This is a genomic window from Endozoicomonas sp. ALC020 (genome assembly GCF_049275935.1).
GTDB lineage: Bacteria > Pseudomonadota > Gammaproteobacteria > Pseudomonadales > Endozoicomonadaceae > Endozoicomonas_A.
This window is the reverse complement of the sequence record NZ_CP184830.1, coordinates 1691950-1706936: the sequence shown is the minus strand read 5'-3', so window position 1 is coordinate 1706936 and position 14987 is coordinate 1691950. Positions and strand designations below refer to the sequence as shown.

The window sequence follows — 14987 nt, the reverse complement described above, 5'->3', positions numbered from 1 at the left end:
TCATGGGTGGCGAGCTCAACAGCTCGCCAGTTAACCATCATTGGGTAGCACTATTTTCACGACTTGTTGAGGCAGTGTCCTTATCCGGAATTAAAGAGTTCTTAAGCTGGTTAACCAGTCTTTGTAAATGCGTAATATCTTTTATATTTCTTACCGAATAATAAACGTATTTATAAGTGTCTGTGGGTTCAGTTGTGAACAATCTGGAGTATTCAGGGGAGGGATTGTCCTGAGTTATCCTGTTGCCATCTGCATCTTTAAAACAAGCCTCCCAGAAAAGATCAATGGCTGCATCTCGTTTGTTGGCGGAAAGGGCAAAGAAAATTAATGCAAAATTACCAACCGCCTCATACTTGTCTTCCAAGGATGAGCCTTGTTGAAGAATAATGTTTACACGCTCTGTCTCTTGACGGGCAACCTTCTCTACCAGAGCCTGTCGATCTGTATTCAAGCCTTTGATGACATTTTCTTTGAACTGATGCAAGTTAAAGCTTTTACGTGCATGAAATTTTCTTGACATCCTGGCTATACGGGTGAGGGAGTGGCAGAAGCCAAAGCGGAAGGTGTGGGTACAACTGGCACAATAATCAACAATATGTTCATAGTCTTCCCCAAGGGCGTTGCACATTGCAGCAGCAAGATGTACATATACGTCGCCGATTGCCTGTTTTTCCGTGAGCCTTTTGCAATTCAGCACAAACATAATTGGATTGACGAAAGACTTTTCTAAAACTTTGAAAGGTATTTCTTCATCATCCTCTGAAAGGTCAAGATTGGGTTGATGAGTATTCGGGGACGGGTCATAACCTATATGACCAAACGACGGACGAGGTATCGGATGTTCAGTCTCTCTTTGAGCACGGGAAGGAGAGTTTTGCTGGTCCCCTCCAGCCAACCCGCTACCACCGGATGGCGGTTGGACTTGACAAACGCCATGACAGGAACCGACGTAACAATTGAAACCGTACGTGTGCCGGTGTTGTTCAGGGCCCTGGTTACCGCCGCCAGAGCCGGAAAACGTAAACCTGAAAAAAGAGCTTCTAGGTTGGGTGGTTGATCCAGAGGCCTGCTGACCGGATGATGCTGATGGCGGGTTTTGTTGGCCACTATTTTGTTGGCCACTTTGTTGTTGACCCTGCCCGGGTAGCATCATAGTGGTGATGTCAAATGGGTGATCCTGACCTGACTCCGATTGATCCACTGGGCTGAACTGCGGCGAATCGTAGTTCCAATATCTTTCCAATAGCCAGCCAACGGTGACAAACACTTCTAATGGTATTCTTGAATTGGGTTTCACGTTCAGAGCGGCGTCGCTGGTGGTCATCATCAGTTCATTAGCAACCAGAAAATGAGCGGCGTGAATCAATGGCCAGGAGATCGACTCAAAAAAGGCAGTTTCTACCCCATAACCACCAGGTCCGAGTGGTTTGTCATCAGGCAGAAAAGTTGACTCTGCGCAGCCGTTAGTGTCGGCAAGGTGAAACGGGGTACCCGGCAATTTATGTTGGTCTGGCTTTATAAACAAGCTCTCTTTTGAAAAGGCTCCATCCTGTTGAAACCCGAGAACAAAACGTCTTGTCAATGGTTCGGCCTGACAAACGACAGACAACCATGTAAACAGTAACAGCAGCGCCATAGACAACGAGTTTTTCATTAATCCCACTTTGATAGTCTGTTGCTTGTAGTAGTGCTTAGGCATTCATTTTCTACAGGGCAAAGTTAGACCAAGAAAGTGATAGATCAAAAAATAAGCGTGTTTTTTTCAAAAACAAACAGTGTCATCCCTGACCTATGCTGGAATAAATCTATCATTCATCGTCGGTTTTCTGGTTGGGCTTATTTTCACTGCTTGTTGAGGTAGTGCCCTTATCCGAAATTAAATAGTCTGCAAGCTGATTAACCAGTCTTTGTAATTGAGTAATATCTTTCATATTTCTTACTGAATAATAAACATATTTATAAGTGTCTGTGGGTTCAGTTGTGAACAATCTGGAGTATTCAGGAGGGGGATTGTCCTGTGTTATCTTGTTGCCATCTGCATCTCTATAACAAAGCTTCCAGAAAAAATCACCCGCTTCTTTTAGATGATTGGCGGAAAGAGCAAAGAAAATTAATACAAAATTACCAACCGGCTCATACTTATCTTCCATCGATGAGCCTTGTTGAAGAATAATGTTTACACGCTCTATCTCTCGACGAGCAATCTTCTCTACAAGAGTCTGGCGATCTGTGTTCAAGCCTTTGATGACATCTTGTCTGAACTGGTGCAAGTTCAAGCTTTTATTTGTATAAAAGTCTTTTACCACATTGGCCATACAGCTAAGGGAGTGGCTGAATCCAAAGTTGAAGTTATGGGTAATATTGGCACAACAATGAACAATGTATTGATATTCTTCGCCCAGGGCATTGCACATTGCAGCAGCAAGATGTACGTATTCGTCGTCAGTGTCGTGTTTATTCACAAGGACTCTGTAATTCAGAAAATTTAAAATTGGACTAACGAAAAATTCAGATACAAGTCTGGAGATTTTTTTTTCAATTCCTGAAAGATCAAGTTGTTCAGAATCTGATAAAGCCCGGGTTTCTCGAAGAGCCATTCTGGCAGTACACTCTTCAAGGCTGGGTAAATGAGGACTTCGGGACGGGTCACTACCTATGTTACCAAACAACAGACGAGCTATCGAAGGTTCAATCTCTCGTCGAGCAGGGGAAGAAGAGTCTTGCTGGCCCTCTTCATCCGAATCACTGCTATCGGGTTCTGAATCCCTGCTATCGGGAGATGATCGTAGTTTACAAATGCCATGACAGGATTCGACATGACAATTTAAACCGTATGTATGTTGGGGTTGTTCAGGGTTTTCGCCACCATCGCCAGAGTCGGAAGGCGTAAGCTTGAGAGAGGAGCCTCCAGCTTGGGTGGTTGATCCAGAGGCCTGCTGACCGGATGATGCTGATGTTGGGTTTTGTTGGCTACTTTGTTGTTGACCCTGCCCCGGGAGCACCATAGTGGTGATTGCAAATGGGTGATCCTGACCTGACTCCGGTTCACCTATTGGGTTAAGCTGCGGCGAATTGTTGTTCCAATATCTTTCCAAAAGCCAGCCAACAGTGGCAAATACTTCTAATGGTATCCTCGAATAGGGTTTGGGGTTCAGGGCGTCACTGGTGGTCATAATCAGTTCATTAGCAACCAGAAAATGAGCGGCGTAAATCAATGGCCAGGAGATCGACTCAAAAAAGGCGGTTTTTACCCCGTAACCGCCAAGTCTGAGTGGTCTGTCATCAGGCGGAAAAATTGACTCTGCATAGCCGTTTGTGTCGGCAAGGTAGGTCGGGTTGCCCGGCAATGTCTGACGGTCTGGCTTAATAGAAAAACTCCCATCTGGCAAGCTTCCATCCTGTTGAAACCTGACAATATAATCTCTTGTCAATGATTCGGCCTGACAAACGGCAGACAACCACGAAAGCAGCAACAGCAGTGTCGCAGAGAACGAATTTTTCATTAGAACCCACTTTTAAAGCCCGTTGTTCGCAGTGCTTGGTTATTCATTTATCGGTAGAGGAAAGTTAGTCCAGGAAAGTGACAGATCAAAAAAATAAGCGTGTTTTTTCAACGACACCATAGGTACAGCTGGGGCCAGATTCTGTTCCCGGCACAGGTTTCGCAAACCTTCTTTTTCGGCATCGATGATGAGCTGGCCAGCAAGGTCAGTGCTTCCCTTGATCCTGAATACAATGCCAGTAAAAAAGATACGCCTCTCTGGCAAGCTATACCTGCCACTCCAATGAATCATGGTCGATTTAATGATGTTCTGGACATGGAAGAAAGAGAACAGATTGCCAGTGAGATTGATCCTGCTCAGCAGCTGAGCATCAGCTTTAGAACAAGCTCCAGCTGGAAGCAGAAAATTGCTTTTCCATTAGCTGGCATCAAAGCGGATCAAAGTCGGCTCCGGGGTATCAGCTCATGGCAGGAAGATACGCCAATATAGTGAGAGGTTTTACACTAATTCGATGAATCGTCAGCATTTTTCTTTTTCCAGTAGGGATTTTCGACTTTTCTCTGCGTAAATTCAGAGTAAAGTCCAGCGCGGAAATTTCTATCGGGGTATGCGCTGATAGAGTTTTTTCTTGTTTGATAATAATTATGTCATGGGAATTTCATGGATAAATGTAATGATGTAGCGGCTTTTGATATATTTCTGTAACTTTACTGTGCCTAAGTACTGGTACTCATTGCGGATTTTGCTTATCTTGTAGTTCAATTACAAAATTGATCGAAATCAATTTTCTGAAGTTTTAAGCTCTGTCTTCTTTGCACCCGGTTAAATCTCCATCCAGGGCCAATCGTCCGGCTGGAAGCCTGATGGCACGGTGGTCGAACCTTACGCTCAAGCAGACAGGACAGATTTTTCATAGATAACAGTTTGGCGCTGGGAGCCGCGACAGGGGTAGCCCTCGAGCAATCTTTTCTTGTTCGGACTCCTCGGATCATTGGTTTTCACTGGTGGTATGGGCTGAAAAAAGCGGCCCCTTAGAGCCTCGACTATCCTGACAGACAGAATTTCACTGGCTCATTGATGAATAACCGCCATTTGAAAATGTGGTTGTCCATCTCAGATTGAGGCGATTTATTTGCTCAAGGCTGAGTTGCTAAAGTGTACTCCTGTCCGGGTAATCGTAATGGAAAGATGCATCAGTGGCTGATGATCCCTTCACAGATGCTTTTTTTAGAACTGGTTACAGCGCTCAATTCTCGGAGCAAACTATATGCACGACATTGATCCCATCGAAACCCGGGAGTGGCTGGAAGCCCTGGATTCCGTTCTGGAAAAAGAAGGGGAAGACCGGGCTCATTACCTGATGACCCGACTTTCCCAGCATGCCAGAGCGAAAGGCACCCAGCTGCCCTATGCGATTACTACCCCTTATCGCAACACCATTCCGCCTGAGAAAGAGGCGAGAATGCCGGGTGACTTGTTTATGGAACGCAGAATCCGTTCCCTGGTTCGTTGGAATGCGTTGGCAATGGTCATGCGTGCTAACCAGAAAGACAGTTCACTGGGTGGCCACATCTCTTCCTTCGCTTCCAGTGCAACCCTTTACGATATCGGCTACAACTACTTCTTCCACGGTTACAACAATAACCGTGAAGGCGATTTGGTTTACTATCAGGGGCACACGGCTCCGGGTATTTATTCCCGTGCTTACCTCGAAGGCCGTCTGAGTGAAGATCAGCTGGACGGTTTCCGTCAGGAAGTAGAAGGCAAGGGTCTTTCATCCTATCCTCACCCGCACCTGATGCCTGACTTCTGGCAGTTCCCTACCGTATCCATGGGTCTGGGCCCATTGCAGGCCATCTATCAGGCACGCTTTATGAAGTACCTGATCAACCGTGGTATGGCCCCGGAGCAGAACCGTAAAGTCTGGGCTTTCCTGGGTGACGGTGAAATGGATGAGCCGGAATCCACAGGTGCAATCTCTCTGGCGGGCCGTGAAAAGCTCGACAACCTGATCTTCGTGGTGAACTGTAACCTGCAGCGTCTGGACGGGCCGGTTCGTGGTAATGGCAAGATCATGCAGGAGCTTGAAGGCGTATTCCGTGGCGCTGGCTGGAACGTGATCAAGGTGACCTGGGGTCGTCACTGGGATCAGCTGTTTGCCCAGGACAAAGACGGTGTGCTGCAGAAGCTGATGGACGAAGCCGTCGATGGTGACTATCAGAACTGTAAGGCCAAGGGCGGTGCCTGGACACGTGAACATTTCTTCGGTCGTTACCCTGAAACCAAAAAGATGGTGGAACACCTTTCTGACGATGATATCTGGCGTCTGAACCGGGGCGGTCACGATCCATACAAGGTTTACGCAGCCTACCATGCTGCGGTAAACACCACCGACAGGCCAACGGTTATTCTGGCCAAGACTGTAAAGGGTTACGGTACCGGTACCACGGGTGAAGCCTCCAACGTCAGCCACAACGTCAAGAAACTGCCTATCGATGACCTGAAACAGTTCCGTGACCGTTTCGACCTGCCGATCAAAGATGAAGATCTGGCCAGCCTGCCTTACTTCAAGCCCGCAGAAGACAGCCCTGAGATGGTTTACATGCGCAAGCATCGTGAAAAACTGGGTGGTTTCATTCCTCAGCGTCGCGAGCAGTCGGATGTGCAGTTGGAAATTCCTGACCTGAGTGCCTTCGACGCTGTTCTCAAAGGCAGTGGTGAACGAGAAATCTCAACCACCATGGCCTACGTACGTGTTCTGGCGGCTCTGGCGAAAGACAAGAATGTCGGTAAGCACATCGTACCGATTATTCCTGATGAAGCCCGGACTTTCGGTATGGAAGGCATGTTCCGTCAGCTGGGCATCTACTCTGCTGAAGGTCAGATGTATGAGCCGGTCGACTCTGATCAGGTGATGTTCTACAAGGAGTCCAAACAGGGTCAGATTCTGGAAGAAGGTATTAACGAAGCCGGTGCCCACGCTGCCTGGATCGCGGCGGCGACTTCGTACAGTAACAACAATGTACCCATGATTCCTTTCTATGCCTTCTACTCCATGTTCGGTTTCCAGCGAACCGGCGACCTGGCCTGGGCTTCAGGCGACATGCAGGCTCGTGGTTTCCTGATCGGCGCGACTTCCGGTCGAACCTCTCTGAACGGCGAAGGTCTGCAACACCAGGATGGTCACAGCCACATTCTCGCTTCCACTGTTCCTAACTGCATCAGCTACGACCCAACTTACGGCTACGAGCTGGCAGTGATTGTTCAGGACGGTCTGCGTCGTATGTATAGCGACAACGAAAACGTGTGGTATTACATTACCACTATGAACGACAGCTATAGGATGCCAGCCATGCCAGAAGGCGATGGCATTATCGAAGGTATTGTGAAAGGTCTGTACTGCTTCGAGGAAAACGCCGGAAACGACGGCCTGAAAGTACAGCTGATGGGCTGTGGCACTATTCTTGAGGAAGTGCGTGCTGCTGCTGACATCCTGCGTAACGACTTCGGTATCGAGTCTGATATCTGGAGTGCCACAAGCTTCAACGAACTGCGTCGAGATGGTATGGCGGCAGCTCGTCACAACATGTTGAACCCTGATTCCGGGAAGCGTGCAGGCTGGGTCGAACAGCAGCTGACTGGTCGCAAGGGTCCGGTTATTGCCGCCTCTGACTACATGAAGATCTACGCCGACCAGATTCGTGAATTCGTACCAGGTACTTTCATTGCCCTGGGCACCGATGGCTTTGGTCGTTCCGATACCCGTGAGAAATTGCGTGAGTTCTTCGAAGTGGATCGTTACTTCGTTGTTATTGCTGCCCTGTACGGTCTGGTAAAAGACGGTGAACTGGAAGTGTCTGTTATGAAAGACGCTATGAAAAAGTTCAACATCGACGGCGACAAAGCTAACCCACTGTACTGCTGATTTCATAAGGTTATCCCGAATGAGCGATGAAATAATCAAGATCCCCGACATCGGCAGTGGCAGTGCAGAAGTTATTGAAATCTGCGTTGCACCCGGTGATTCAGTTTCTGCCGATGACTCCCTGATTGTTCTGGAGTCAGACAAGGCATCCATGGAAGTGCCTGCACCCCGTGACGGCAAAATCTCCGAGATCATGGTCAAGGTAGGTGACAGTGTGTCTGAAGGTGATGACATGCTGAAAATGACGACAATTGTCGTAGATAAGGAAGGTTCCGTAACTACCACCGAAGCAGCTCCAGCTCCGGCTGCAAAGCCAGAGCCTGCTCCAGCTGCTCCACCAGTCGGCAGCAGCATTCAGGACGTTCTGATTCCAGACATCGGGGCAGAAAACGTCCCTGTTATCGAAATCTGTGTTGCTATAGGTGACGAGATTTCTGAAGAAGATTCTCTGGTCGTTCTGGAGTCTGACAAGGCGACCATGGAAGTTCCTTCACCTTTCTCTGGCATAGTAAAAGAGATCTGCGTGAAAGAAGGCGACGAGATGAGTCAGGGCGATCTGGTGGTGAAAGTGGAAACCACAGGTGCTGCTCCTGTTCCGGCTCCTCAGACGGAAGCCCCTCAGCCTGCCGCACCAGCTCCAGTCGCAGCGCCTGTTGCAGGTGGCGTTCAGGAAGTGACGGTGCCCGATATTGGTGCCGAAGACGTTCCTGTTATCGAAATCTGCGTAGCCGTGGGTGATGAAATCGCTGAAGAAGATTCCCTGATTGTGCTGGAATCTGACAAAGCGAGTATGGACGTACCTTCTCCTTTTGCCGGTGTTGTCAAAGAGATCTGCATTAAAGAAGGTGACAAGCTCAGCCAGGGCAACCTGATTGCCAGGATTGAGACCCAGGGCAGTGTTGCTGCTGCGCCTCCGGCTGCTCCCGCGCCACAGGCTTCTGCTCCGGCAGCATTGGCTCCTGCGGCTGCCAAAGCACCAGCACCTGCTGCTCCGGCTTCTGCTCAGAAACTGGTAGAACTGGAAAAAGCCAATCGCAATGTCCATGCCGGTCCAGCGGTTCGCAGGCTTGCCCGTGAGTTTGGCGTTGCCCTGGAACGAGTAAAAGGCACAGGCCCACGCAGCCGTATCCTGAAAGAAGATGTTCAGGCTTACGTTAAGGCCATGCTGTCTGAAGCTGACAAGCCTCAGACAGCTGCCGTCACAGGGGGGATGGGTATTCCTCCGGTGCCTGCCCAGGATTACGCCAAGTGGGGTGAAATCGAAGAAGTGGCCCTGAATCGTCTGCGTAAAGTAGCAGCTCAGAACTTCCAGCGCTCCTGGCTGAATGTGCCCCACGTCACACAGTTTGATGAAGCGGATATTACCGAACTGGAAGCTTTTCGTAAGGCCAACAAGGCAATGGCAGAAGCCCGGGGCACCAAGCTGACTCCGTTGCCTTTCTTCCTGAAGGCTGTGGCTTACGTACTTAAAGAGATGCCGGTATTCTGCTCTTCCCTCAGTGAAGACAGTGAGTCGGTTATCTACAAGAAGTACATCAACATTGGTGTTGCTGTAGATACTCCTGACGGCCTGCTGGTACCGGTCATCAAAAATGTTGACCAGAAAGGTATCTGGGATCTGTCCAGAGAGTGTATCGAACTGGCTGGCAAGGCCCGTGACAAGAAGTTGAAACCGGCTGAAATGCAAGGTGGCTGCTTCACCATCTCCAGCCTGGGTTCAGTCGGTGGTACCGCCTTTACCCCCATCGTGAATTCGCCTGAAGTCGCTATTCTGGGTATCTCCAAGGCATCCATGAAGCCTGTCTGGAACGGCAAGGACTTTGATGCACGCCTGATGTGCCCGCTGTCACTGTCGTACGATCACCGTGTGGTTAATGGTGCTGATGCCGCCCGCTTCACCACCCTGCTAAGTAATCTGTTGTCAGACATTCGTCGTTTGCTGCTGTAATCCCGGGATTCCGGTGAGTAAAAGAGCCCGCGACTGTTTTGCAGTGCGGGCTTTTTTTACCCGGTACAATTTTTTTGGGAGAGAAGCACGCTTGCTTTCCTGATGTACCACTTTTTTGGTCTAAACCAGGCTTAAAGCCCGCATCCAGAGGGAATAGTCATCTGACCCATTGAATAAAAAGTCCGCAGCTGTTTTCATTAGCGGGCTCTTTCTTGTCTGATGCAACCTTTGGTTTTTTGAGAGAAAATGAGGCTTGTTTTCTTGATCTATCACTTTCTTGATCTACCTTTCATGCCAACAAATTCGAGTGCATTGTTACGACAATGAAGCAACTGTCTGTTGCAGCACTGCTGCTGATGCTCTTGTCGTTGTCTGTTATCTGCCAGGCCGAACTGTTGGCAACTCGTTTTATTGTCGAGCATATACAGACATCTCGGAGCTTTTCTCTTAAGCACGTCCTGAATTCGTTGTCGGGCACCCCATCGGACGTTGCTGACACAAACGGCTTCGCAGAGTCAATTTTTCTGCCTGATGACAAACCACCGAGATTTGTCGGTTACGGAGCAAAAACGACCTTTATTGAATCGATTTCATGGCAATTGTTTTACGCCACAAATCTGTTGGTTGCTTACGAACTGATTCTGACCACCAATGACGCCACTCCGGGCGGCAAACCTTATTCATGGATACCAATAGAGGCGTTTTTAGCTGTCGGCTGGCTTTTGAAAAGCTATTGGAACTTCGATTCATTGCTGTTTAACCCGATGAAACAACAGGTGGCAAGTCAGAACGACCCGTTTGCGATCACCATTATGATGCTCCCCGGGCGGGGTCAACAACAAAATGGTCAACAACAAAGCCGGTCATCATCCTCATCCGGTCAGCAGGTATCAGGGTCAACCACACATGCTACGGGCTTTTTCAACCCATCGTCTTCTGATTCTGGCGGCGGTAGTGGAGGCTCTGAACAACAACGGCATACCTTGGGTTTAAATTGTTACGTCGATTCCTGTCATGGCGTTTGTAAACTCTCGCAATCATCTGATAACTCAGCAGAAGGGCCGCTGATTTCTGTAGTGAATTCTTTAGAGAATTCGACCGCCCATATGGAAGCCACACCCGGACAGGTCTCATCCCCGGATATCACTAGTCGATCCTTCACATCGCCACTGGTTTATTTCGATAGAAACACATTTATTCCAGTTACTGATGCCCCCCCAGATGAACTCTATAATCAATTCTTTGTTGATTTCTCTGACATTCACCGCATTGATATCAACCTGACAAATGGTTGTATGAGTCCGAGGTCGCTATTATGGGTATCTCCAAGGCATCCATGAAGTCTGTCCGCAATGGCAAGGGCTTTGATGCAGGTCTGATCTACTGTCATTGTCCCCGGATTTTAGTTTCGTGCCTTCTGTCCTCTCGTCTATCCTCACTGCTCCTATCCCCGGAAAATAAAGGATAGAACCATTAACAGCTTACTCTCGCACGTATTGGTCTTTTTGCCTTTCGTCTGCCCGGCTGAGCCGCAGACTCATCGTTTTATCGTTGAGGTTGATCAAAATGAGGCTTCGACAAGCCAGAGTTTTTCTATAAAAACTGAGCCGGACCTATTAACTGCAATGCCAATGACTGATTGTAAGCTGATGCAAAACGAAGTATCACACACGATCAGCACAAACGAATATTCAGGGTCAGGCATGCTGTCCGATGACCAACCCTCCAGGCGAAACAAACTTCAGATCATCACTTTGATGTACGGAACGGGCGGCGGTAACTATTCCCGGGTAACAGAGTCAGAGGTTCACGGTCAGTCATTCAATAGACATTCAGAAAAATCACATTATTTATACGACAACGACAATAATGATGAAAATTCGGGTCGGCCCACTGACTCACGACATAGCTTTGACAAAAATTGCCATGAACAGCCCTGTAGTAATCAACAGGGAGTCTGTATCTTAGCTCCTTCCGCAAGTACCCTGTGTCGTTCAATCTCAGATGACTCTTTCGCTTACACAACAGATGTCTATTGGCAAGCAGGCGATCAGGAATCTGGCTCGGTAAGCCATCCTGCTGAAGCACCGACAGTTGTCTCAGAAGCTGACAGCACAACCGGTGGGTCATTAAAATTAAATCCACCTCCTGCGGAAAAACAGAAAAAGGCAGTCATCAAAAAATACCGATGTCATCACCCCGGCTGTAAAAAATTATTTAGCTCTCAAGCCTCATTGCACACTCACAAAAGTCAGTATCATTGCGGAGAGCGGACCTGCCTTGAGTGCCAGAAGTCCTTGCCAAACGCTCAAGCCCTGGCGGTTCACAAAAGAAAAGATCACACCGGAGAGCAAACCTGCTCTGAGTGCAAGACGACCCTGCCAAACGCTCAAGCCCTGTTGCTTCACAAAAGAAGAGACCACACCGGAGAGCAAACCTGTCCTGATTGCCAGAAGCTCATGCCAAACGCTCAAGTCCTGTCGACTCACAAAAGTCTATATCACACCGGAGAGCGAATCTGCCCTGAGTGCCTGAAGACCCTTCCAAACACTCAAGCCCTGTCGGTTCACAAAAGAAAAGATCACACCGAAAAGCAAACCTGCCCTGAGTGCCAGAGGACCCTGGCAAACGCTCATGCCCTGTCGGCTCACAAAAGTCAATATCACACCGGAAAGCGAACCTGCCCTGAGTGCCAGAAGACCTTGGCAAACGCTCATTCCCTGTCGGCTCACAAAAGTCAATATCACACAGGAAAGCGAACCTGCCCTGAGTGCCAGACTACGCTGCCAAACGTGAAAGCCCTGGCGGCTCATAGAAGAAAGGATCACACCGGAGAGCGAACCTGCCCTGAGTGCCAGACTACGCTGCCAAACGTGAAAGCCCTGGCGGCTCATAGAAGAAAGGATCACACCGCAGAGCAAACCTGCTCTGAGTGCCATAAGTCCCTGCCAAACAGTCAAGCCCTGTCGAATCACAGAAGGCAACACCGGAAACGAAAACTTGATGATGCAAAGTCAAGTGATTGATTTCTGATTGTCATTTCGCGCTGCAAGCTTTTTTTTGACCGAAAAGATGCCTGTTTTCTTGATCAATCACTCTCCCAGCTTCCAATCTGAAAAAAAGAAAGACAAAAACAAAGCACGAAACAGATGTAAGGATAAAGTTTTGAAAAACACACTCTCTATGGCACTGCTGTTTTCGTTGTCTGTCCTCTGTCAGGCTGCAACATTGAAAAGAAGTTTTGTTGTCGAATTTGAACAGGGTGGAGATTCTCCAATCCGGAGATTTGCCATAAAGCCTGAGCAGCTTATATTGTCAGGCAATCCGTCATACATCTCAGACACATACGCCTGTCGGGGACCGGCTTTGCCGCCTGATGACAAACCACAAAGAATTGGCGGTTACCGAACCTGCCCCGGTTCTGGTGATGAGGATGATTTTAAGGCTAATTAAAATCGGTCGGGACATAACGACCAAAAGTAGACAGGGCAGCAGCAACATCGAAAAATACGCTTATTTCCTTGAACTACCGATTTCTTGATCTATCTTTCCTCTTAAAAAATAAGAACTGAATATTATAACCTACAGACTGGAATGTAATGAAAAACTCTCTGTCTGCGGCACTGCTGTTGCTGTTTTATTCGTTATCTGTCATCTGTCAGGCCAAACCGTTGACAAAGAGTTTTGTTGTAGTGCTTGAACGGAATTCAGGTTCTCCAGACGGGAACTTTCCTACAAAGCTTGGCCAGCATGGACTAGCGGGCAACCCGTCATACACTGCCCAGACAAATAGCCATTCTGGTTCAAATAGGCTACTTGATGACGAACCACACAGACTTGGCGGTGATGGGTCAAAAACGACCCTTAGTGAGTCGATTTCATGGCAGCTGTTTTACGCCACTCATCTGCTGGTTGCTTACGAACTGATCCTGACCAATAACATTCCTTCAGGCGCCAAACCTTGTTTAAGGATACCAGTAGATGCGTTTGTCGCTGTCGGCTGGCTCCTGAAAGGCTATTGGAACGCCAATTCAGCGCTGTTCAACACAATGGATCAACTGGGTGCGGCTTCTATGATGTTACAGGAGGATGACCCATATGCGACCATCACAATGACGTACCTCGAACATGGTCAACAAAAAAACCAGCAACGAAATCAGCCAACAGTATTATCAACTGATCAGCAGGCCCCCGGGGCAAACAGCCAAATTAAAGGTTCTTTCAACAGCCCTCAGCATTCCGGCTCCGGTGGCGGTAACGAAGGCTCTGAACAAAGCCGACATACGTTGAGTTTAAATTGTTTCGTCGATTCTTGTATTGGTGTTTGTAAACTTCGATCACCACTCCGAAACAGAGAGTCAGCTGAACGCTCGCTGAATTTCCCAGATAGTTCGGTATGCGACACTCTTCATGCTGATCCAGCCGATTTTCACTGTGAACAGCCACGCAATCGAGAGAACTCTACATCGACTGATCCTGGCACATTGAATGAACCCCCCGTTTATATCATTTCTGAGTTTGGTACATTACTTGACCCTCCTGTATATATCATTTCTGATTTTGGCACATCGATTGATCGCTCTGTTTACCTCCCTGATGATGTCGACAGAGAGATGGATCCTTCTATTTATCTCCCTGATGATGCCGACACATTGATGGATACTTCCAATTATCTTCCCGATGATTTTGAGATACTGGTTGACCTCTCTGTCGATCCTCCTGATGATTTTCCTGTCACTCAAAGCATTTATCTCAACTCAACAAATAGCCAGTCACTTATAAACTCAATGAATGCAGTTGCAGCCTCTATAAAAAATAATGAAAGGGAAGATATCTCTGACAAATAATGTTCATCGAGAATGGCCAGCAGCAGAAATGCCGTGATAACTTCAACTGATGCTGACGGGGCACGTCTTGCCAGGCACTTAACCCCTGTCGAGACAGTGGCTAACGCGGATGCTCAGAGGTTGCCACGCGGGGTAACCGAAAACGCCACCCTATTGACCAAGAGCAGAATGATTTTTTCGCTCCACCATAGGTCAAGTAGTCAACCATACGAAATCATATTTTCTGACTCATTGTTCAGGCACTCGCGGCAACTGCTCCTGCGTTGCTCTAGCTCCTGCATCCATGCAGTCGTGATGCGTTGCAACTCTGGTCACATAGCTTGCTATGTTCCCGTCGTTGCGCCTTGCAGAGCACCTGCCCAATAAGCCAGAAATATTCGATTCCGTATGGCTGAGTACTTATATACGATGTACCTTTCATCCGGTGTAATTTTTGGTTTTTGACAGAAAACATACTTATTTTCTTGATCTATCACTTTCCCGATCTATCTTTCTCTTCTACAAAATAGAATGCACGAATGGAATGATGAAAAACTCACTCTTTGCGGCATTGTTTATACTGCCAGCGTCGCTATCTATCACCTGTCAGGCCGAACCGTTGACAAGACGTTTTGTTGTCAGGCTTCAGCAGGATGCAGGCTCTCCAAATCAGAACTTTTCTATAAAGTGTGACTTGCATACAGAGTCGTGTAAATCGTCAGGAATTGCCGAAACAAATAGCTATGCAGTGTCAGATTCACCCTATGATCGTAAAACACAGAACA

9 protein-coding genes are annotated in these 14987 nt (G+C 48.0%); 7 read left to right on the top strand and 2 right to left on the bottom strand.

The window, feature by feature from the left end; genetic code table 11:
- Nucleotides 1-37 precede the first annotated feature (37 nt).
- Complete coding sequence (locus tag ACOJUO_RS05620; RefSeq protein ID WP_422139197.1) at nucleotides 38-1699, bottom strand: hypothetical protein; 1662 nt, start codon at nucleotides 1697-1699, stop codon at nucleotides 38-40.
- Between the two features lie 109 nt (nucleotides 1700-1808).
- A complete protein-coding gene (locus tag ACOJUO_RS05615; RefSeq protein WP_422139196.1) occupies nucleotides 1809-3503 on the bottom strand; it encodes a hypothetical protein in 1695 nt (564 codons plus the stop codon).
- 99 nt (nucleotides 3504-3602) lie between these two features.
- On the opposite strand from ACOJUO_RS05615, the gene ACOJUO_RS05610 reads away from it, so the two are divergent.
- The 7 genes from ACOJUO_RS05610 (at nucleotide 3603) to ACOJUO_RS05580 (ending at nucleotide 14223) form a co-directional block, all read left to right on the top strand.
- The gene (locus ACOJUO_RS05610) at nucleotides 3603-3992 is read left to right on the top strand and encodes a hypothetical protein (RefSeq protein ID WP_422135749.1); all 390 of its coding nucleotides are present in this window, start codon (nucleotides 3603-3605) and stop codon (nucleotides 3990-3992) included.
- A 778-nt stretch (nucleotides 3993-4770) separates the two neighbouring features.
- The gene (gene aceE, locus ACOJUO_RS05605; RefSeq protein WP_422139195.1) at nucleotides 4771-7428 is read left to right on the top strand and encodes a pyruvate dehydrogenase (acetyl-transferring), homodimeric type; all 2658 of its coding nucleotides are present in this window, start codon (nucleotides 4771-4773) and stop codon (nucleotides 7426-7428) included.
- A 19-nt stretch (nucleotides 7429-7447) separates the two neighbouring features.
- A complete protein-coding gene (aceF, locus tag ACOJUO_RS05600; RefSeq protein ID WP_422139194.1) occupies nucleotides 7448-9376 on the top strand; it encodes a pyruvate dehydrogenase complex dihydrolipoyllysine-residue acetyltransferase in 1929 nt (642 codons plus the stop codon).
- Nucleotides 9377-9699: 323 nt separating this feature from the next.
- Complete coding sequence (locus ACOJUO_RS05595) at nucleotides 9700-10716, top strand: hypothetical protein (RefSeq protein WP_422139193.1); 1017 nt, start codon at nucleotides 9700-9702, stop codon at nucleotides 10714-10716.
- Between the two features lie 309 nt (nucleotides 10717-11025).
- Nucleotides 11026-12402, top strand: coding sequence for a C2H2-type zinc finger protein (locus ACOJUO_RS05590; RefSeq protein WP_422139192.1), 1377 nt, complete (start codon nucleotides 11026-11028; stop codon nucleotides 12400-12402).
- 139 nt (nucleotides 12403-12541) lie between these two features.
- Entirely contained in the window at nucleotides 12542-12829 is a 288-nt protein-coding gene (locus tag ACOJUO_RS05585; RefSeq protein ID WP_422135743.1) for a hypothetical protein, read from the top strand.
- A gap of 146 nt (nucleotides 12830-12975) precedes the next feature.
- Nucleotides 12976-14223 carry a hypothetical protein gene (locus ACOJUO_RS05580; protein ID WP_422139191.1) on the top strand — a complete coding sequence of 416 codons (1248 nt, stop codon included), beginning with the start codon at nucleotides 12976-12978 and terminating at the stop codon, nucleotides 14221-14223.
- Nucleotides 14224-14987 lie beyond the last annotated feature (764 nt).

What these genes read in the sequence shown, in the direction of transcription:
- aceE (WP_422139195.1), top strand. Translation starts at nt 4,771, where the DNA reads ATGCACGACATTGATCCCATCGAAACCCGGGAGTGGCTGGAAGCCCTG.
- ACOJUO_RS05580 (WP_422139191.1), top strand. Translation starts at nt 12,976, where the DNA reads ATGAAAAACTCTCTGTCTGCGGCACTGCTGTTGCTGTTTTATTCGTTA.
- aceF (WP_422139194.1), top strand. Translation starts at nt 7,448, where the DNA reads ATGAGCGATGAAATAATCAAGATCCCCGACATCGGCAGTGGCAGTGCA.
- ACOJUO_RS05590 (WP_422139192.1), top strand. Translation starts at nt 11,026, where the DNA reads ATGCAAAACGAAGTATCACACACGATCAGCACAAACGAATATTCAGGG.
- ACOJUO_RS05615 (WP_422139196.1), bottom strand. Translation starts at nt 3,503, where the DNA reads ATGAAAAATTCGTTCTCTGCGACACTGCTGTTGCTGCTTTCGTGGTTG.
- ACOJUO_RS05620 (WP_422139197.1), bottom strand. Translation starts at nt 1,699, where the DNA reads ATGCCTAAGCACTACTACAAGCAACAGACTATCAAAGTGGGATTAATG.
- ACOJUO_RS05595 (WP_422139193.1), top strand. Translation starts at nt 9,700, where the DNA reads ATGAAGCAACTGTCTGTTGCAGCACTGCTGCTGATGCTCTTGTCGTTG.